Below are 19,462 nucleotides of genomic sequence, written 5' to 3'. Positions count from 1 at the left end.
ACGCTATGTTTCCTCTCGCCCATTTTTTACGCCAGGAACTGCGCGACGCGCCGGGACGCGCCAGCTACACGCTGCGCCTGACGCTAAGCTGCGCGGTGCTCATCACCCTGTTTATGACCCTGCAGATCCCTTTCCTGGCCGTTGCGCTGATCGTCGTGTTCTACGTCAGCCAGCCTAACGTGTTGATGATTAAGCTGGTCAGCGTGGTCTTTTTTGTCACCGTCACCGTGGCGCTCGGCGGCGTGCTGCTGATCATCAAGTGGACCTATGACTACCCGCTGATCCGCCTGGCGGCCTCCGTGGCGCTCTTTTTCTGCGCCCTCTATCTGATGCGGGTGCTGGGCAAGCTGGGACTGGCCTTTTTCGTGGTGGCGCTGGCGGTGATTTACGCTCAGACCTTCCCGTCGATGACCAGCCAGAGCGAGATCCTGGTGCGGCTGCTGCTTTGGCTGTGGGTGGCGATTAACACCGCGATCCTCGTCACCCTGCTGGTCAACGCCTGCTTTCAGCAGGCCTTTCCCGGTAACCAGTTTAAGGCGCGCCTGGCCGGGATGCTGCACGAGGTCGCCCGGCGGCTGGCGGCCCCGGACGCTGAAGCGCCACCGACCTTCGGCGAGACCGCCGCGCAGTTCAATCAGCTGCAGTCGCTGTTCGCCCAGGCCAGCCGGGCGACACCGGAGATCGCCGCCGATCCCCTGGCCTGGCGCTCGCGGCTGGCCGCCACTTTGCGCTGCTACCAGCTGGCGGCCCTGCTGCAAGCAGACGAGGCGGATAGTGACGATCGCCAGCAGCTGTCGCAGGCGGTACTTCAGCTGAAGAACGCCCTTAGCGAGGAGCCGTTTGACGGCGCTATTCCTCCCCTGACGCTCAGCGGTCGCGGCGTCAATCGCGCTGTTCTGCAGGAGATGGCTACCACTCTGCAGCGGCTGGCGCAGGGTGAGCCGGTTGCCCTGCCGCAGGGTGAGGTGGAGAAGGCGCCCCTGCTGGCGCCGGACGCCTGGCGCAACCCGGCATATCTCCATTTTGCGCTCAAGACCCTGCTGGCGACCCTAATCTGCTATGTCTTCTATACCGCTGCCGACTGGCAGGGTCTACATACCATTATGCTGAGCTGCGTGATCGTCGCCCAGCCCGGGCTGGGCGCCACGATGCAAAAGACATGGCTGCGCATCGGCGGGGCGCTGCTCGCCTCCCTGCTGGCGCTGCTGTTAATCGTCTTTGTCCAGCCCTGGACCGATTCGCTGACGGGCCTGCTGGCGATGTCCCTGCCGGTGCTGGCGCTGGCGGCGTGGATTGCCGCCGGCTCGGAGCGTATCGCCTACGCCGGGATCCAGATTGGTTTCACCTTTGCGCTGGCCTTTCTCAGCTGGTTTGCTCCGCTGACGAACCTCACCGAGCTCCGGGATCGGGTGCTGGGCATCCTGCTCGGGGTGCTGGTCTCCTCCATTGTTCATTTGTATCTCTGGCCGGACAGCGAAGCGCCGCAGCTGAAAACCCGCCTTGCGGCACTCTATCGCCGGCTGGCGGACTGCCTCGCCGCCCCGAAGGAGGCGGTTCCGCTGGCTCCCCTGCTTGTCGCCTTCACCGACAGCGAAGCGCTGATCCACCGGGTTCGCGCCGAACCGCTGGGCACGTATGCTCACCCCTGGCCCCAGGCGAAAGACTGGCCGATGCGCGCCACCCTCGCCCAGGCCGAGGAGATCGCCCGCCTCAGCGAAGGCTACCGACTCAACGCCGCGCCGGGAGACCCGACCCTGGCCCGCTGCGCCGAACAGCTGCGGCGCTACGCTGAACGTATCGAACAGGAGGCGACGGCGCCTGGCGAACAGCTGACCGCCGAACTGACTAACCCCTTTGGCCCGGCGCTGGCCGCCCTGCCCGACTGGGGGCCGACACCGATAGCGACTGAGCAACAGGCTAAAACGTCATGATGATCCTTCCTTTCTCCGCGCGCCTGCGCGGCACTCTTTTTACCCTGACGCTGACGTTGCTCAGCGGCTGCGCGCTGATCCAGGATGAGCCTGCCCAGGTCGCCATCGTCAATCCGCAGCAGGCCCAGCTGGCGCAGGTGATCCACCTGGCGAACAGCGACTGGCCGGCCGCCCGCTGGTGGGAGGCCTATGATGATCCTCAGCTCAATATGCTGATCAACCGGGCGCTGCAGAACTCGCCGACCATGCAGGCCGCCCGGCTGCGCATCTCCCAGTCGCAGTCCACGGTGGAACTCGCCCGGTCGGCGATGGGCCTGCAGGCTACCGCCGTCGCGGCGCAAAACCGCCTGCGGATCACCGACAAATCCTTTAGCTGGCCCTACTCATACTCCCTGCCGGTGGATAAAAACGGCCCCTGGTATACGCTGAATACCGTTGGCGTCGGGGCGCAGCTGAATATCGATCTCTGGGGGGCCGATCGCGCCCGGGTCGCCGCCGCTATTGGCGAGAAAAACGCCCGGCTGGCGGAGACCGCCGGCATTGAGCTCGACATCGCCAGCAGCGTGGCGCAGCTCTATTTCGCCATGCAGGCGACGTTCCAGAAAATCGCGCTGCTGCAGGAGCTGGAGGGCATTGCCCGATTCTCGGTGGAAGCCCACGAGCACCGGACCCGGCGCGGTCTGGAAGACAGTGTGGATGTGGCCAACGCCCAGGCCGAACAGCTCGCCGCTCGCCAGCAGATCATTAGCGCCGAGGGGATGCTGACCCAGTATCGTGAAACCCTGCGGGCGCTGATCGGCGCCGATGCGCAGAGCATGCCGGCCATCCATCCGGTGGCGCTGCCGGCGCTCCAGGAGACGCTGCCGCCGTCGCTCTCTTTCGAGCTGCTGGCCCGCCGTCCGGACCTGCAGGCGCTGCGCGGCTACGTCACCGCCTCCCTGAGCCAGGTCGATGCGGCGAAAGCGGCCTTCTACCCCCATTTTGATATCAAAGCGTTCTGGGGCTATAACGCCCTGAGCGTCGGGGATCTGTTTAAGTCCTCTTTCCAGCAGATCAACCTGCTGCCCGGGCTGTATCTGCCGATCTTCGACGGCGGCCGTCTGAACGCTAATCTGCAGTCGGTACGCACCGCCAGCAACATCCTGATCAAACAGTACAACCAGGCGGTGCTGGATGCGGTTCGCGATGTCGCCATCAGCTCCAGCCAGCTTAACGACCTGAATCAGCAGCGCGCGCTGCAGCAGCTAAAAGTCACCGCGGCGCAGACCACCACCGATAGCGCTCGCGCTCATTATCAGCGCGGCCTCCTCAGCCGCTACGCCGCCGAAGAAGCCCGCCGGGCGGTCCTCGCCCAGCAGCTGTTGCTGCTGGACATTGAGGCCCAGCGGCTAAGCACCGACATTACCCTGATCAAAGCCCTGGGCGGCGGCTATCGAGGGCAGTAACAAAAATGCCTTCCCAATAGGGGAAGGCATTAAGCTGAAGAGGCGGGGTGGATGCGCGGCGATTACACCAGGGCGCGCAGCTCTTCCCGCATATAGGTGGAAAAGAATTCCGGATGCTTAATCACCAGCCGTTCGCCGGCGGCGACCCGTTCAGCCCACTCCGCCACTTTGTCGGTAAACCCAGCGCTCCAGCCCTGCTGTTGGCCGCGCGCAGCGACGTCGGCCGGGGTGGCGGGTACGCCCAGTTCTTTTAAATATTTGAGAATTCCCTTCGCGGTACTTTCATCCATAGACTGTGGTACTGGCTCAGACGTATTCATACCACCGATGAAATCCAATGCTTTATCAATGACTGCTGGCATAGGTGTGTCCTTATATTAACCACATAGTAAACCTGACTACACTATGGACCGGAAAGCGACGTGATTTCAAAGAACACGCTCACGTTATGGGACATCGCGCATTGTGAAAAGGGGATTTTGTTCTGCTGGGGCGGGGATTGGACAAAAAACAAGCCGGCCCCGTAGGGCCGGCCTGAGGATCGCGTCAGGCGTTGCTGAGGGATTTTTGCGCGGCGCTGGACCGACTGTTCTCCAGCATCCGGCGGACCGGGACAATCAGCACGGCCAGCACGGCGGCGCAGATCAGCAATGCGATGGAGCAGCGGGCGAAGAGGTCCGGCAGCAACGACAGCTGATCGGCCTTCACATGACCGCCGATCAGGCCCGCCGCCAGGTTACCCAGCGCGCTGGCGCAAAACCACAGCCCCATCATCTGGCCGCGCATTCTCTCCGGCGCCAGCAGAGTCATGGTCGCCAGCCCAATCGGGCTGAGGCACAGTTCACCGAGCGTCAGCATCAGGATGCTGCCCACCAGCCACAGCGGCGACACACCGGCCCCGCCGTTGCTCAGAACGTTCTGCGCCGCCAGCATCATCAGGCCAAAGCCCGCCGCTGCGCACAGGATGCCAATCACGAATTTGGTCATACTGCCCGGACGAACGTTTTTACGCGCCAGCGCAGGCCACGCCCAGCTGAATACCGGCGCGAGGAGAATGATAAACAAGGCGTTAATCGACTGGAACCAGACCGCGGGGATCTCAAAATCGCCGATCATCCGGTTGGTATAGTCGTTAGCAAACAGGTTGAAGGAGGTCGGTTTCTGTTCAAACGCGGACCAGAAAAAGGCCGCCGAGACCAGCAAAATAAAGCATACCAGCAGGCGCGCCCGCTCTTTACGGTTGAGTCCGGCGAAGACGAACAGCCAGATGAAATAGAGCGCCACGGAGGCGGCAATTACATAGACCAGCACGCTGGCCACCGCCACCGGGTTAATCACGATCGTGCCCAGGCTGATAAGCGTGACCAGCACCGCCACTCCCAGAGCCAGCGCCAGCAGCCACGCTCCAACGCCATTCTTTTTCGCCACCGGGCTGTTCCAGGTGGAATCGAGGCCAACCTCCGCGTCATAGCGCTTCATCGACGGTACGGCAAAGACACGGAAAATGATCAGCGCCACCAGCATCCCGATCCCCCCGATGCCGAAGCCCCAGTGCCAGCCATGCGATTTGATAAGCCAGCCAGAGATCAATGGCGCGATAAACGAGCCGATGTTGATCCCCATGTAAAACAGCGAAAAACCACCGTCGCGGCGCGCGTCGCCCTTTTTATACAGGGTGCCGACCATCACCGAGATACAGGTTTTAAACAACCCGGAACCCAGGACGATAAACATCAGACCGATAAAGAACAGATCGTTGCCCAGCCATGCTGACAGAGCGATCGACAGGTGCCCCAGGGCGATCAGGATAGAGCCGTACCAGACGGCGCGTTGTTGGCCAAGCCAGTTATCCGCCAGCCAGCCGCCAGGCAGCGCGGCCAGATACATACTGCCGGCAAAAATCCCAACGATCGCCGAGGCGTTCTCTCGCGCCAGGCCCATGCCGCCGTCGTACACTGTCGCCGCCATAAACAGGATCAGTAAAGGACGGATGCCGTAAAACGAGAAGCGCTCCCACATTTCAGTGAAGAACAGGGAGCCCAGCGGATAAGGATGGCCGAAAAAGGTACGGCTTTCGTTTTTATTAACAGAGGAATGCATAAATTCTCCAGGTAAGGTGCGCCGCAGCGCAAGTTAACCGTATAAAGCAGGCTGACGATTTATAATTTGTTTGCATTAACATCAAACACGAGCATTTTTAACCATTTGATAACCACGCAATGGTTTTGTCCAGCCCCTTACCTTCCCTTTTTAGATGAAAAGTCGACAAACATCTAGTTTTACAGATTTAATGTTCGCAATAATGCAAACGACGTTGACTTTATATCATTACGCACAAAACGAAATTTTACCCATTAAAAACAAACAGTTAATAATTTATCGAGAGACATAAACCACCGGCGCAGAGGCGGTGTATAACGGCAGGAAAAGTAAGGGAAACAGACTGGATAGTGGAGAAATAGCGCTAAGCGAGAATATTGTCAGCAATCCAGGCGCTACATACCTGGAGAGCCTACCATACAGCAGGTTTAACACGGCATGCCGGCTGCTACAGCCGGCGCCATTCTGCGCGCTATTTCACACGCTGCCCTGCGGCATCAATGACTGGCTCACCGTCCTCCTTCACGAATGCGCCTTTTTGTGGCGCCGTCAGGATCTCCAGCACCACCTCTGACGGGCGGCAGAGTCGGGTGCCCTGCGGCGTCGTTACGATCGGACGGTTAATCAGGATCGGATGCTGAAGCATAAAGTCGATTATCTGGTCGTCAGTAAACCGGTCTTCCGCCAGGCCCAGCGCGTCGTAGGGTTCGACGTTTTTCCGCAGCAGCGCGCGCACCGGGATCCCCATCGCGGCGAGCAGCTGGCGCAGCTCATCACCCGACGGCGGCGTCTCCAGATAATAGATAACGGTGGGCTCGGCGCCGCTGTTACGGATCAGCGCCAGCGTATTACGCGAGGTGCCGCAGTCAGGGTTATGGTAAATGGTGATGCTCATAGTACGTTCTCATGGCTGGTTGAAGGAGAGACGCAGCGCCAGCGCGGCCAGCGTCACAAGCAGCACCGGCAGGGTCATGGTGATGCCGCAGCGGAAATAATACCCCCAACCGATGGTGATGTGCTTCTGCGCCAGCACATGCAGCCACAGCAGCGTGGCCAGGCTACCAATTGGCGTGATCTTGGGCCCCAGATCGCAGCCGATGACGTTGGCATAAATCATGGCCTCTTTGATCGTCCCTGTTGCCGTGCTGCCATCAATCGACAGGGCGCCGACCAGTACGCTGGGCATATTATTCATTATTGAAGAGAGGAAGGCCGACAGGATACCGGTGCCCAGCGTCGCGGCCCAGAGGCCGCGCTCCGCCAGCATGTTCAGCACCGTGGTCAGATAATCCGTTAACCCGGCGTTTCGCAGACCATACACCACCAGATACATTCCCAGCGAGAAGATCACTATCTGCCACGGGGCGCCGCGCAGCACCTTGCCGGTGTTAATTACCCGCCCGCGCTTCGCGACAGCAAACAGGATCCCGGCGCCGAGCGCCGCGATGGCGCTGACCGGGATCCCCAGCGGTTCAAGGACGAAAAAGCCAGCCAGCAACAGCAGCAGCACGCCCCAGCCGGTGCGGAACGTCGCTGGATCTTTTATCGCCGTGGCCGGCGCTTTTAGTAACGCCATATCCCAGGCCGGCGGGATATCCTTGCGAAAGAACAGGTGCAGCATCGCCAGGGTGGTGAGGATCGCCGCGAGATCGACCGGCACCATCACCGAAGCGTACTCCCTGAAGCCGATGGCAAAGAAATCTGCCGAAACGATATTCACCAGATTCGACACCACCAGCGGCAGGCTGGCGGTATCGGCAATAAATCCGGCGGCCATGACAAAGGCCAGCATCGTTCCCTTGCTGAACCCCAGCGCTCGCAGCATGGCAATCACGATTGGCGTGAGGATCAGCGCCGCCCCATCGTTGGCAAACAGCGCCGCCACAGCCGCGCCGAGCAGGATAATCCAGGTAAACAGCAGACGACCCCGGCCTCTTCCCCAGCGGGAAACGTGCAGCGCGGCCCATTCGAAAAAGCCAGACTCATCAAGCAGCAGGCTGATAATGATAACGGCGATAAAGGTGGCGGTCGCATTCCAGACGATATGCCATACCACCGGGATATCGGCTACCTGTACGCCACCGGTGGCCAGCGCCAGCGCCGCGCCAAATGCCGCGCTCCAGCCGATCCCTAACCCCCGCGGCTGCCAGATCACCAGCACCAGGGTCAGGATAAAAATCGTACCTGCCAGCAACATCGTTCCTCCGCCAATCACATTCGAAAAATCATATATGTTAAGATAAATTTTTTACCGGCAACCCGGCCCGCCAGCCAGTCTGCTGATCATCAGCCGCACATCCTCCTGCTGACTGAGCCAGGCCTGCTCAATCACCTGCGCCGCCCAGGCCGGCATCTGCGGAGAGAGGCGGTAATGGACCCACTTACCCTGTTTACGATCCAGCAGCAATCCGCTCTCACGGAGCATCGCCAGATGGCGGGAGATCTTGGGCTGGGACTGGGCGAGCGCCGTACAGAGATCGCACACGCACAGCTCTCCACGCGCCTTGAGCAGCAATACGATCCCCAGCCGAGTTTCATCGGCGAGGTTTTTGAACAGTTGCAGGGGCAATAAAGACATGATTTCTCCTCAAGCGTGACGGACAGCATACGGGGCCACAAAGAAAGATCAATATACATGCGCAAAAACATATATATTAATTCACGTCTGCGATGAGCATCCGGGATGTTGCGCCCCGCCATCCCTGCTAAATAGCACGGAAAAATGCCGCGTTTTCTTTTATCCATCATCGAAATATGTCAGGCTGGAGATCCCATTGGATTGCCAGGGCTTTCAGGATGAGTACGATTTATGTGGTTGTTTTAACGTATATAAAACCGCTCGAAGAGGTTGACCGTGCGATCCCCGCCCACATCGAATGGCTCAAAAAAGGCTATGCCGACGGCCTCTTTCTCGCCTCCGGCCGCCGTATTCCCCGCACCGGCGGCGTCATTCTGGCAAAATGCGATAGCCGGGAAACTCTGCAAGCGCGTCTGAGCCAGGATCCCTTCCAGCAGCTGGGTCTCGCCCGTACAGAGATTATTCCCTTTGAGGCCAGCATGGCGTCACCCGCGCTGCAGTCGCTGTTATAACCCTGTCTGAAAGCATATCCCGGAGGAAAAATGCAGCCGTACTTTCACTGGATCAATGAACCTGCCGAGTGGCGCCGCGATTCCGACGGCCTGACGGTGGTCACTAATAAGCATACCGACTTCTGGCGCCATACCTGGTATGGCTTCGAGCGCTTCTCTGGCCATCTCTATGCCGCAGAAGTGGCGGGCGATTTTACCCTGCAGGCAAAAATCTGTGCGGATTTCACCACGCTTTACGACCAGGCCGGGCTGATGATGATGGCCGACGAGCAGACCTGGCTGAAGGCGGGAATTGAATTCAATGACGATGCCCCGGCCATCGGCAGCGTACTGACGCTAACCCACTCCGACTGGGCCACCGGGCTTTTCCCCGGCGACCCGCGCACCTTCTGGCTGCGGCTGACCCGCAAGGGCGACGCGTTAAGGCTGCAGTATTCAACCGACGGCGAGCGCTGGCCGCTGCTGCGGCTCGGCTACTTTCCGCCAGGCCCGGTGAAAGCGGGCGTCATGTGCTGCTCACCGGAGCGTGGCGGACTGGCGGTTGCGTTTCAGGATATTCAGCTTTCCCCGCCGCTGGACAAAGCGCTGCACGATCTGAGCTGAACGCTAGCGGGAAGACCCGACTTTCTCTGCATCATCCGCGGCATGCATTATCAGGAAATCAATCAGGGCTTTCACCCTTTTCGTTCTGCCCGCGTTTTTTGGGTAATAGAGATAAACCGGCGGATAGGTTTTCCAGTAGTCCTCCATCACGGGAATAAACTGCTCACGATCGGGCTGTAATTGCAGGATTGGTTCAAATAAACGGCCAATCCCCAGTCCGTGGCGAATACCGTCGGCCATGACGTCAATATCATTGCTGATTAACTGTCCGGGCATCTCGACGGTGAGCTGCTCGCCGTGGTCATTGAGGATCAGCGGCAGGATGCGGTTGTTGGTAATAAAGCGATAGCCAATCAGCCGGTGATGATGGAGATCGGCAGGCATCGCGGGCACGCCATATTCGGCAAGATAGGCAGAGGAGGCGTATAGCCCTTCACGAAACGGCTTCATTAACGGGCGGGCGACCACGCCGCCTTCGAGAATATCGCCAAAGCGGATCCCAAGGTCGAAACGTTCTTCAATAATATTGACGGTACCGTCATAGACCGATATTTCCAGCTGGATCCCCGGATATTGCTGACAAAATGCCGCCATCGCCGGTTTGAGAATAAGCAGGTAGGCAAAGCGCGAGAGGGTTATTCTCACTGCCCCGGAGGGCTCCTGATTCTGGTCGCGGATGATTTCCAGCGACTTTTCCAGTGTCTCCACCGCCGCGGCGGTCTGCTCCAGCAGCTGTTGCCCGGTTTCCGTCAGCTCGATACGCCGGGTAGTGCGCACAAAAAGGGGGTGGCCAATATGCTCCTCCAGCAGCCTGAGCGCATTGCTGACCGACGGCGGCGTGATTTCGAGCTTGCGCGCGGCGGCCGAGATATTGCCCTCGCGCGCAATGCTCTGAAAGATGCGTATCTGATTATAAAGCGCGTTATTCATAGCATCTCCTTAAGACACCCTCGCCTGATTATTAAGTACAGGCTAAATATTCTTAAGTCAATGACCGCCTAATCTTCCCCCCCTGCGGCTCGTATACTTTTGTCTCTTCCCGCTGATAACGACTTTCCGGAGACAACTATGCGAATTTTATGTCTGGATATCCCTGCCCCCGGCGCGACGCTGGAACACTATGCGCCGCACCTTACCGCAGAAGCCCTGCACGCCTGGGGACTGTACAAGTCAGGCTTTATTCGCGACATCTATTTCCGTCAGGATCGACCCGGCGTCGCTATTTTCCTCGAGTGCGACACCGTGGAAGAGGCGAATAATGTCATGGCCGAATTTCCGCTGGCAAAAGCGGGTCTATTAACCTTCGAGTGTATTCCACTCGGCTCGTTTATTAGCTGGGAAAATCTCTTCTCTGCTGAATTTAAACATCAGGAGTAACGTTGGGAATGGCTCATATTCTTGTCGTTTCCGGGCATCCGGATCTTAACCATTCCATCGCCAACGCCACCATCCTCGATGAGCTGGCGACCGCCCTGCCTGATGCGGAAATCCGTCGTCTGGACTGGCTCTATCCGGACGGCAAATTCAACATCGCCGCTGAGCAGGAAAGCCTGCTGCAGGCGGATGTGATTGTCTGGCAGTTTCCCTTTAGCTGGTATGGGCTGCCCGGGTTAATGAAACAGTGGCTGGACGAGGTATTTGTCCACGGCTTCGCCCATGGCTCAACGGCGAAACTGGGTGGTAAAAAGCTGATCCTCTCCTTCACCACGGGAGCGCCACAGGCGCTCTATACCGCTGACGGTTTCTTTGGCCATGCCATTGAGGAGTATCTCCTTCCCTTCGAGACCACGGCCAGGCTGTGCAATCTTGAGCTGCTGGCGCCGGTTTATACCTGCGGTATTAGCTACGCCGACCGGGATGCCTACAAAATCGCTCAGCAAAAAACGCTTGCCCGGGAACACGCGGCCAGACTGATCGCGCAGCTTAAAACTCTGGTGGAATAACCCAAAGGGAGAAAATAACGATGCAGTATACCCGGCTCGGGAAGAGTGACTTACTGGTCTCCCGTATCTGCATGGGATGTATGGGGTTTGGCGATCCGTCAACGGGTCAGCATCGCTGGACGCTGGACGAAACAGCCAGCCGGGACATCATCCGCCACGCTCTGGAACAGGGCATCAATTTTTACGATACCGCCATCGCCTATCAGAACGGCTCCAGCGAACGGTACGTTGGCCGGGCGCTGCGGGAGATGGCAAAACGCGAGGAGGTGGTGCTGGCCACCAAGTTTCTGCCACGAACCGCTGCCCAGATTGCCGAGGGGATCAGCGGAAAACAGGCGATAGCCCGCTCGCTTGACCAGAGTCTGCGAAACCTCGGGATGGACTACATCGACCTCTACATCTACCACATCTGGGATTACAACACCCCGGTTATCGACGTGCTGGAGGCGCTGCACACCGCAGTGACCGCCGGCAAGGTGCGCGCGATTGGCATTTCCAATTGCTATGCCTGGCAGTTGGCGAAGGTGAACGCCCTTGCCGAACGCGAAGGGCTGACATCCTTTGTTTCTGTGCAGAGCCACTACAACCTGATTATGCGTGAAGATGAACGAGAGCTGTTCGGGCTGTGCGCGGAAGAGGGTATCGCCATGACTCCCTATAGCGCGCTGGCCAGCGGCCGTCTCTCCCGCTTAGAAGGCCACACGCGGCGAGCGGTGGAAGATGATTATGCCCGGGGCAAATACGACGGCACGGCAGAGCAGGACCGGATCATTATTGCCCGCGTCGCCGAACTTGCCGAACGGCATCAGGTCTCCATGACCGAAATTTCGCTGGCCTGGCTGCTGACTAAAGTCACCGCCCCGGTGATCGGCGCCACGCAAAAGCATCATGTTGACGGCGCGGTCAACGCTGTAGCCCTTCAACTGAGCCCGGAAGACATCCGTTATCTGGAAGAAGCCTACCAGCCGCACGTTCTCACAGGCGTGATGGCGCAAAACACGCCGCAAGCCAAAGACCATCATCAGGTGTGGACGCGGTAACCCTCTGTCCTGTTCAGCAGGGAGAATAAAACATGAAAAACGTGATTGCCGCGGCAGCCTTGTCGCTTGTGCTGTCTGATTTTACTTATGCCCACGAACAAAGAGATGAAGCTATGATGAAAATTACCCCTTCCACCCTTGCGGACGCTGATATTCAAGCGGTCTCCCCGGCGCTGGCGCGCTTCGGCCGCGAGGCCATCAGCAACGACCTCTGGCAACGTGACGCCCTGTCCGCCCGCGACCGTAGCATCGTGACCGTAGCGATGCTGATTGCCCGCAACCAGCCAGGCGAGCTGAAGCACTATATTGCCGTTGCGCTCGATAGCGGCGTGACGCCAGCGGAAGTGTCAGAGATCATTACTCACCTCGCCTTCTACGCTGGCTGGCCCAATGCGATGTCAGCCGTCAGCGTCGCTAAAACCATCTTTGAAGCCAGGGGCGTGACGGCAGAGGCCCTGCCCGCCGCCTCGCCAACGCTGCTGCCACTCAATGAACAGGTAGAGAAACAGCGTGCAGACACCGTGGAAAAAAATGTCGGCCCCATTTCGCCTGGCCTGGTTAAATTTACCGCCGACCCGCTGTTTCTCGACCTCTGGCAACGGCCCGCGCTTACGCCCCGCGACAGAAGTCTGGTGACGGTCAGCGCGTTAATCGCCGCCGGACAGAGCGCGCAGATTGGCTACCACCTAAACAGAGCTATGGATAATGGGCTTTCGGCTGAAGAGGCCGGAGAAGTAGTCGCCCAGGCGGCGTTCTACGCGGGATGGCCAAATGCGTTTACCGCCGCCCCGGTGGTCGGTGAGGTATTACGATCGCGCGAGAGCAAAACTGAATAAAAAAGAATAAAGGACAGGGAAGCTGTCCTTTATTTATCGTTAATTGTTAATTTAAAGGTACCACGAGGGCTTTCGATTAGGTCTCGCGGAAAGAACATAAACGGTCTATCGAAGTATGGAGACTTCGATCGTGAGTCTGTTCACATCGCTCATTGAGAAAATTGCCGTTCCGTATGCCGTCATGAGTCTCATCCTTTGAAAGCAGCGATCGCTGTGGCGAGACGGTAGCGCGGACATGTCTATTTGGTCCAGAGATGGACATCTCAATTTAGCTACTACACCGCTACTTCGATTGATGTATTTTATATTAAATATCAATGAATTGAATTATACATTTAATATAAATTGATGTTATAGCAATCGCTATACAGGCTCCTTAGTCATGACTGACCGGGCCACACCGCATATCGCAAGAATTTGCTCTCTCAGCCAGCGGTGACCGGGGTCGCGTTCCATTCTTGGGTGCCACATCTGCGATACCGTAATACGACGGCTTTTGAACGGCAGCTCGAAAAGGTGTACCTGGTCCGTTACCTGCTGATTGAGTAAATAGAGTGCGGGTATCATGGCGATAAGATCCGATTCCAGCGCCACGGAAAGTGCTGTCGGAAATCCCGGTACGACGCTTGCAATTTTACGTTTTGTCCCCAGTTCGGCCAGCGCATCGTCAACGGATCCGTGCAACGCGCCCTCGGGTGACGCTACCACATGGCCCCAGGCGACATAATCACTCACGCCTATTTCAGCCTGCTTAGCCAGCGGGTGCCCTTTACGGACGACGCCAACAAACCGATCCTCAAACAGTCGTTGCAGCCGTATTTCTGGCCCCATATTACTCTGAACGCCAATCTCCAGATCAACCAGCCCTTCCCGAAGATAGCGCGACGTTTTTTCCGGCTTAGGCGCGAAGCGTATACAGACGTCCGGCGCTGCGTCGGCAACCGCTGCTATAAGCGCAGGCCCAAACGCCACCACAAAACCATCGTTTGCCCTGATGGTAAAAAGACGCGCCAGATTTTGCGCGCTGAACGTTTCAGTTGAGGGCTGTAATACCGCCCTGGCATCGTGCACTGCACGCCTGGCGCGATCCCGGGTCGCTTCGGCCCACGGGGTCAGTACCATGTTACGCCCGGCGCGTACCAGGATCGGGTCTCCTGTGACATCGCGTAACCTGCTTAATGTCCGGCTCATGGCCGAAGTGCTGAGGTTCAGACGACGAGCCGCACCTGCGACACTCGCTTCACTCAGCAATACGTCGAGAGCTACCAGCAAATTAAAATCGGGATCAGACATTACCCTTCCTCCCAGCACATTAAGATAAGGCGTTTGATGCAACAATAAAGTGAAAATAGTGCGCCTTCCGCCTGGTAAAAGCCATCTTTATAGTTTTGTCATCCATACACTCTTCTCAGAGGACAAATGATGACGCTCTTTTCCAGTCAACCCGGCGACGAAGGACTGCCTGGCCCGGCGCGCGCACGGGTGATGGCCGCAATAATGACCACCACCTTAATGGGCGTGTTTGATGGCACCATGATCAACATTGCCCTGCCCTCCATGGCTCAGGAGATGCAGGTACCTGCCAGTATTGCCGTCTGGTTCGCCAACGGGTATCTGCTGGCGGCTGCGATGACGCTGGCGATATTCGCGGCGCTTGCGGCCCGTCTGGGTTATCGCCCCGTATTTCTGGCGGGCCTGACGACCTTTACCCTGACATCACTGGGTTGTGCGCTGGCGAATAAGCCCGAAGTGCTTATCGGTATGCGCGTACTTCAGGGGATCGGCGGCGCGGCGACGCTGAGTATTGCCCCCGCAATACTCAGGTCCGTATTTCCCGGACGCTTACTTGGCCGCATTCTGGGGTTCCATGCCCTGCTCATTGCCTCGAGCTCCGCTATCGGCCCGGTATTGGGCGGTACGATCCTTCACACTCTTAGCTGGCAATGGCTGTTTGCGATAAACATTCTTCCCGGCACCCTCGCCTTACTGCTGGCGGTCAGAGCGCTGCCGCGGGATGCGATCCGTATGCAGGCGCCCTTCGACACCGTGGGCGCCATATTGTCGGCGCTGCTGTTGGGTTCGACGATCATGGCGGCGAACAGCCTACAGAACGCTACTTCTCAATTCGGCAGCCTTTGCTGGATGGCTCTCGCTGCGCTGAGCGGCATGGCTTTTATCTGGCAAATCCGCCGCACGGGTCATCCCTTACTGCCGCCGAGCATGTTTAAAAATGAACGTTTTACCCTCGCGGCCTTCACGTCGATGGTTGCTTTTGTCAGCCAGGGGATCACCTTTATTGCGCTACCCTTCCTGTTTCAGAGCGAATACGGCTACAGTCCGGTAGTGTCTGCCCTGCTGTTTACGCCGTGGCCATTAGGGATCGTGCTGATTGCGCCGCATGCAGGCCGTTGGGCGGACACGATATCAGCCCCGGCGATATCCACCCTGGGGCTGGTGATATTTGTCGTCGGTTTGATCCTGCTGGCGACGTTACCCGCCAGACCTTCAATGTGGGATATCTGCCTGCGAAGTCTGGTATGCGGAATAGGGTTTGGCTGCTTTCAGAGTCCCAATAACCGGGAAATGCTCTCAAACGTTATTCGTGAGCACGCGAGTTATGCGTCCGGTGTTTTATCCATTATGCGCACTTTCGGGCAGTGCCTGGGAGCCGCCGCCGTAGCCGTTCTGCTGGCAGCAGATGAAAGGTCAATTCATGTTGCGCTGTGGAGCGCCGCCGCGGCCTCTGCGGTATCGGTCGTCGTCAGCGCGAGCCGGTTGCGTAAAATCACTCATCCTGCGGAAACAGGATAAGCGCGGAAATATCACTAAACGCTACGACTCCAGCGCCAGCAGCGCAAAACGCCGATCCCGCAACCAAAGTGGAGTCCTCTACCGGAGTTCAATAGACTAACAGAATGCTATAATCGCTGATTTATCAAGGGAAAATTGAGTTGGGTAGACTTCAGGAGACTTGAATTTGGAGCGGGCGAAGGGAATCGAACCCTCGTATAGAGCTTGGGAAGCTCTCGTTCTACCATTGAACTACGCCCGCGAAGAGGTGCGAGAAGCATTATAGCCCTTACGCACCCTGTGACAAGCCTGCCGGATGCTGACTGGCGATAAAATAACCTTTTAGCACTTAGGTTTACTTCCCTGCGGCGGCAGGTAACGCAGCGGATCGATGGCTGTCGCCCGGTAGCGGATCTGGAAATGCAGCCGCACTGAGTCGGCATCCGTACTGCCCATGGTGGCAATTTGCTGGCCGGCCTTCACGCTCTGGCCATTATTCACCATTAGCTTATCGTTGTGGGCATAGGCGGTGATGTAATCCTCGCTGTGCTTAATCATGATCAGGTTGCCATAGCCGCGCAGCTGATTGCCGACGTAGACCACCTTGCCCGCCCCGGCGGCATACACCGGCTGGCCGCGGGTTCCGGCGATATCAATGCCTTTATTGCCGCCATCGGCGGTGGAATAAGGCAGGACCACTTTGCCGCTGGTCGGCCAGCGCCAGCAGCGCTGTCCCACCGGCGGCCAGGAGGACTGAGGTACCGCGGACGAAGGCGTGACCGCCGCGGTGCGCGTAGAGGAAGATTTTTTCTTCGTTGTCTTCGTTGAACTGCTGCCGTTAAGCTTCAGCTTCTGCCCCACCTCAATGGTGTAAGGCGGGGAGATGTTATTCAGGCGGGCCAGATCGCGAACGCTGGTGCCGGTGGTGCGGGAGATGCCGTACAGGGTATCGCCGCGTTTAACGGTGTAGGTGCCACCGGAATCGGAGGTGCTGGAGCAGCCGGCCAGCACCAGGCTTGCCGCCAGCATCAGTGTCATATAAAAGCGTTTCATCATCAGGCATCCTGCACTTAACACAACCACTTACCTCGCAATCAGGGCGAATATCATACCAGTCCGCGGCGCAGGGCGTCATCCCTGATGGCGAAACCATTATCCCCCGTCCCTAGCGCGCGGTCTGCGGCAGGCAGAAATTCATATTTGCGCCACGCGGCGCGGCGGCCTCTCCTCACTATTGCGCGTTGCCGTTCACAGAGCTGCCTCCAGGGCTTGTTTTGGTAATGCCTTTCTCCCATTTATGGGCTACCCTAGTGGCCTGAGTACATGACCCGGCGGGTTTGTGCCGGGTCATTTTTTATTTTCAGGAGTCGTCATGGCCGGGGAACACGTCATTTTGCTGGATGAGCAGGATCAGCCTGCCGGTATGCTGGAGAAGTATGCCGCCCATACGTTTGATACCCCTTTACATCTCGCGTTTTCCTGCTGGCTGTTTAACCAGCAGGGTCAGTTACTGGTCACTCGCCGTTCGTTGGGCAAAAAAGCCTGGCCCGGGGTATGGACCAACTCGGTCTGCGGACACCCCCAGCAGGGCGAGACCTTCGAGCAGGCCGTCACGCGCCGCTGTCGCTTCGAACTCGGTGTGGAGATCTCTGATATCGCGCCGGTTCACCCGGCCTTCCGCTACCGGGCGGTCGCCCCAAACGGTATCGTTGAGAACGAAGTGTGCCCGGTATATGCCGCGCGCGTGGTAAGCGAAGTGCAGCCTAACGACGATGAAGTCATGGACTATCAGTGGGTTGACCTGGCAACCATGTTAAGCGCGCTGGCCGCCACGCCGTGGGCGTTCAGCCCGTGGATGGTGCTGGAAGCGGAAAATCGGGACGCCCGCCAGGCGCTGACCGACTTTGTTGCGCGTCTGCGCGGGTAAGCTAACTATTCTCCAGGCCAGGCGCAGCCCTGTGCCTGTCATTAATGCCTGGCGGCGCTACGCTTGCACAGGCCTACGGTTCTGCGCCATTGCGTAGCCCGGATAAGGCGTTTACGCCGTCATCCGGGATCCCCGGCTTGCGCTGCGCTGAGCCAGGCTACGCCAGCCTTAGGACCTCACATCAGACATAAAAAAACCCGGCAAGCCGGGTTTTTTGCTTTTCGCGAAGGGCGATTATTTCTGCGGACGCATCGCCGGGAACAGAATAACGTCGCGGATGGTGTGGCTGTTGGTGAACAGCATGACCATACGGTCGATACCGATACCCAGACCAGCGGTCGGCGGCAGGCCGTGTTCCAGCGCGGTGACATAGTCTTCGTCATAGAACATTGCTTCGTCGTCGCCTGCGGCTTTCGCATCAACCTGATCCTGGAAGCGCTGCGCCTGGTCTTCGGCGTCGTTCAGCTCGCTAAAGCCGTTACCGATCTCACGGCCGCCAATGAAGAATTCAAAGCGGTCGGTGATTTCCGGGTTGACGTCGTTACGGCGCGCCAGCGGAGAAACTTCCGCCGGGTATTCGGTGATGAAGGTCGGCTGGATCAGGTGCGCTTCCGCCACTTCTTCGAAGATCTCGGTCACGATACGGCCCAGACCCCAGCTCTTCTCCACTTTGATGCCGATAGATTCAGCGATCGCTTTCGCGGAATCAAAGTTATCCAGATCCGCCATCTCGGTTTCCGGACGGTATTTCTTGATCGCTTCGCGCATGGTCAGTTTTTCAAACGGCTTGCCGAAGTCGAACACCTGGTCGCCGTAAGGCACTTCGGTATTGCCGAGGATGTCCTGCGCCAGGGTGCGGAACAGAGATTCGGTCAGCTCGATCAGATCTTTGTAATCCGCATAAGCCATGTAGAGTTCCATCATGGTGAACTCTGGGTTATGACGAACGGAGATCCCTTCGTTACGGAAGTTACGGTTGATCTCGAAGACGCGTTCGAAGCCGCCAACCACCAGACGCTTGAGGTACAGTTCCGGCGCGATACGCAGGTACATGTCCAGATCCAGCGCGTTATGATGGGTGATGAACGGACGCGCGGAAGCGCCGCCCGGGATCACCTGCATCATCGGGGTTTCTACTTCCATAAAGCCGCGGCCAACCATGAACTGACGGATGCCCGCCAGGATCTGCGAACGCACTTTGAAGGTCTTACGAGATTCATCGTTGGAAATCAGGTCCAGGTAACGCTGACGGTAACGCGCTTCCTGATCCTGCAGGCCGTGGAATTTGTCCGGCAGCGGGCGCAGAGCTTTAGTCAACAGACGCAGCTCGGTGCAGTGGATAGAGAGCTCACCGGTTTTGGTCTTGAACAACTTACCGCGGGCGGCGATGATGTCGCCGAGGTCCCACTTTTTGAACTGGTCGTTATAAACGCCTTCCGCCAGGTCATCACGCGCCACGTACAGCTGGATGCGGCCGCCTACGTCCTGCAGGGTCACGAAGGAGGCTTTACCCATGATACGACGGGTCATCATGCGGCCAGCAACGGCCACTTCAACGTTCAGCGCTTCCAGCTCTTCGTTTTCTTTGCCATCGAAGTCAGCGTGCAGTTGGTCAGAGGTATGGTCACGACGGAAATCGTTCGGGAATGCGACGCCCTGCTCACGCAGCGCAGCCAGCTTCTCGCGACGGGTTTTCAGTTCATTATTAAGGTCAATTGCCGCGTCAGCGCCCTGTGCTTGTTGTTCAGACATGTTGG

19 protein-coding genes and 1 tRNA gene are annotated in these 19,462 nt (G+C 58.1%); 10 read left to right on the top strand and 10 right to left on the bottom strand.

The features are described from left to right. Positions 1 to 5: 5 nt before the first annotated feature. Positions 6 to 1,931, top strand: coding sequence for a multidrug efflux transporter permease subunit MdtO (gene mdtO, locus KB892_RS02935; protein WP_062954966.1), 1,926 nt, complete (start codon positions 6 to 8; stop codon positions 1,929 to 1,931). Beyond that, a complete protein-coding gene (locus tag KB892_RS02930; protein ID WP_002916272.1) occupies positions 1,928 to 3,376 on the top strand; it encodes an MdtP family multidrug efflux transporter outer membrane subunit in 1,449 nt (482 codons plus the stop codon). Before mdtO ends, KB892_RS02930 begins: the two co-directional genes overlap by 4 nt. Positions 3,377 to 3,438: 62 nt before the next feature. Here the strand turns inward: KB892_RS02930 and KB892_RS02925 are convergent, their stop codons facing one another. The 5 genes from KB892_RS02925 to KB892_RS02905 form a co-directional block, all read right to left on the bottom strand. Next, positions 3,439 to 3,738 (bottom strand): DUF1889 family protein, encoded by a 300-nt coding sequence (locus KB892_RS02925; protein WP_002916274.1) that lies wholly within the window; start codon positions 3,736 to 3,738, stop codon positions 3,439 to 3,441. 184 nt (positions 3,739 to 3,922) lie between these two features. After that, positions 3,923 to 5,476 carry a peptide MFS transporter gene (locus KB892_RS02920; protein ID WP_002916277.1) on the bottom strand — a complete coding sequence of 518 codons (1,554 nt, stop codon included), beginning with the start codon at positions 5,474 to 5,476 and terminating at the stop codon, positions 3,923 to 3,925. 472 nt (positions 5,477 to 5,948) lie between these two features. Beyond that, complete coding sequence (gene arsC / locus KB892_RS02915; protein ID WP_002916278.1) at positions 5,949 to 6,371, bottom strand: glutaredoxin-dependent arsenate reductase; 423 nt, start codon at positions 6,369 to 6,371, stop codon at positions 5,949 to 5,951. 9 nt (positions 6,372 to 6,380) lie between these two features. Further along, entirely contained in the window at positions 6,381 to 7,673 is a 1,293-nt protein-coding gene (gene arsB, locus KB892_RS02910) for an arsenical efflux pump membrane protein ArsB (protein WP_002916279.1), read from the bottom strand. A gap of 51 nt (positions 7,674 to 7,724) precedes the next feature. After that, positions 7,725 to 8,054: a metalloregulator ArsR/SmtB family transcription factor gene (locus KB892_RS02905; protein ID WP_002916281.1), complete on the bottom strand. Its 330-nt coding sequence runs from the start codon at positions 8,052 to 8,054 to the stop codon at positions 7,725 to 7,727. A 218-nt stretch (positions 8,055 to 8,272) separates the two neighbouring features. Here KB892_RS02905 and KB892_RS02900 point away from each other — a divergent pair, with 218 nt between their 5' ends. Together KB892_RS02900 and KB892_RS02895 are read left to right on the top strand one after the other, a co-directional pair. Beyond that, entirely contained in the window at positions 8,273 to 8,566 is a 294-nt protein-coding gene (locus KB892_RS02900; protein WP_002916282.1) for a YciI family protein, read from the top strand. 30 nt (positions 8,567 to 8,596) lie between these two features. Continuing rightward, complete coding sequence (locus KB892_RS02895) at positions 8,597 to 9,169, top strand: DUF1349 domain-containing protein (RefSeq protein WP_002916283.1); 573 nt, start codon at positions 8,597 to 8,599, stop codon at positions 9,167 to 9,169. Positions 9,170 to 9,172: 3 nt separating this feature from the next. Here KB892_RS02895 and KB892_RS02890 read toward each other — a convergent pair whose 3' ends face one another. Further along, on the bottom strand, positions 9,173 to 10,099 hold the full coding sequence (locus KB892_RS02890; RefSeq protein WP_002916285.1) for a LysR family transcriptional regulator: 927 nt from the start codon (positions 10,097 to 10,099) through the stop codon (positions 9,173 to 9,175). Between the two features lie 138 nt (positions 10,100 to 10,237). Between KB892_RS02890 and KB892_RS02885 the strand changes: the two genes are divergently transcribed. The 4 genes from KB892_RS02885 to KB892_RS02870 are packed head-to-tail and all read left to right on the top strand — an operon-like array spanning position 10,238 to position 12,988. Continuing rightward, on the top strand, positions 10,238 to 10,546 hold the full coding sequence (locus KB892_RS02885) for a superoxide dismutase (protein ID WP_004151785.1): 309 nt from the start codon (positions 10,238 to 10,240) through the stop codon (positions 10,544 to 10,546). A gap of 8 nt (positions 10,547 to 10,554) precedes the next feature. Further along, entirely contained in the window at positions 10,555 to 11,112 is a 558-nt protein-coding gene (locus tag KB892_RS02880) for an NAD(P)H-dependent oxidoreductase (protein WP_002916288.1), read from the top strand. Positions 11,113 to 11,132: 20 nt separating this feature from the next. Next, positions 11,133 to 12,152, top strand: coding sequence for an aldo/keto reductase (locus KB892_RS02875; protein ID WP_002916289.1), 1,020 nt, complete (start codon positions 11,133 to 11,135; stop codon positions 12,150 to 12,152). 32 nt (positions 12,153 to 12,184) lie between these two features. After that, complete coding sequence (locus KB892_RS02870) at positions 12,185 to 12,988, top strand: carboxymuconolactone decarboxylase family protein (RefSeq protein ID WP_002916291.1); 804 nt, start codon at positions 12,185 to 12,187, stop codon at positions 12,986 to 12,988. A 363-nt stretch (positions 12,989 to 13,351) separates the two neighbouring features. Here KB892_RS02870 and KB892_RS02865 read toward each other — a convergent pair whose 3' ends face one another. Further along, positions 13,352 to 14,281 (bottom strand): LysR family transcriptional regulator, encoded by a 930-nt coding sequence (locus KB892_RS02865; protein WP_002916293.1) that lies wholly within the window; start codon positions 14,279 to 14,281, stop codon positions 13,352 to 13,354. Positions 14,282 to 14,410: 129 nt separating this feature from the next. On the opposite strand from KB892_RS02865, the gene KB892_RS02860 reads away from it, so the two are divergent. Next, positions 14,411 to 15,799, top strand: a complete 1,389-nt coding sequence (locus tag KB892_RS02860; RefSeq protein ID WP_004151784.1) for an MFS transporter — start codon at positions 14,411 to 14,413, stop codon at positions 15,797 to 15,799. Positions 15,800 to 15,966: 167 nt separating this feature from the next. Here KB892_RS02860 and KB892_RS02855 read toward each other — a convergent pair. Together KB892_RS02855 and actS are read right to left on the bottom strand one after the other, a co-directional pair. After that, positions 15,967 to 16,040, bottom strand: a tRNA-Gly gene (locus tag KB892_RS02855). 80 nt (positions 16,041 to 16,120) lie between these two features. Continuing rightward, positions 16,121 to 16,834, bottom strand: coding sequence for an amidase activator ActS (actS, locus tag KB892_RS02850; protein ID WP_004157874.1), 714 nt, complete (start codon positions 16,832 to 16,834; stop codon positions 16,121 to 16,123). Between the two features lie 316 nt (positions 16,835 to 17,150). On the opposite strand from actS, the gene idi reads away from it, so the two are divergent. After that, positions 17,151 to 17,705 carry an isopentenyl-diphosphate Delta-isomerase gene (idi, locus tag KB892_RS02845; RefSeq protein ID WP_002916298.1) on the top strand — a complete coding sequence of 185 codons (555 nt, stop codon included), beginning with the start codon at positions 17,151 to 17,153 and terminating at the stop codon, positions 17,703 to 17,705. Between the two features lie 234 nt (positions 17,706 to 17,939). Here the strand turns inward: idi and lysS are convergent, their stop codons facing one another. Continuing rightward, the gene (gene lysS, locus KB892_RS02840; RefSeq protein WP_002916299.1) at positions 17,940 to 19,457 is read right to left on the bottom strand and encodes a lysine--tRNA ligase; all 1,518 of its coding nucleotides are present in this window, start codon (positions 19,455 to 19,457) and stop codon (positions 17,940 to 17,942) included. Positions 19,458 to 19,462 lie beyond the last annotated feature (5 nt).

The organism is Klebsiella sp. P1927, assembly GCF_018204675.1.
GTDB classification, from domain to species: domain Bacteria; phylum Pseudomonadota; class Gammaproteobacteria; order Enterobacterales; family Enterobacteriaceae; genus Klebsiella; species Klebsiella pneumoniae.
Note: the sequence above shows the minus strand (reverse complement) of the source record. Positions and strands in the feature narration are given on the sequence as shown.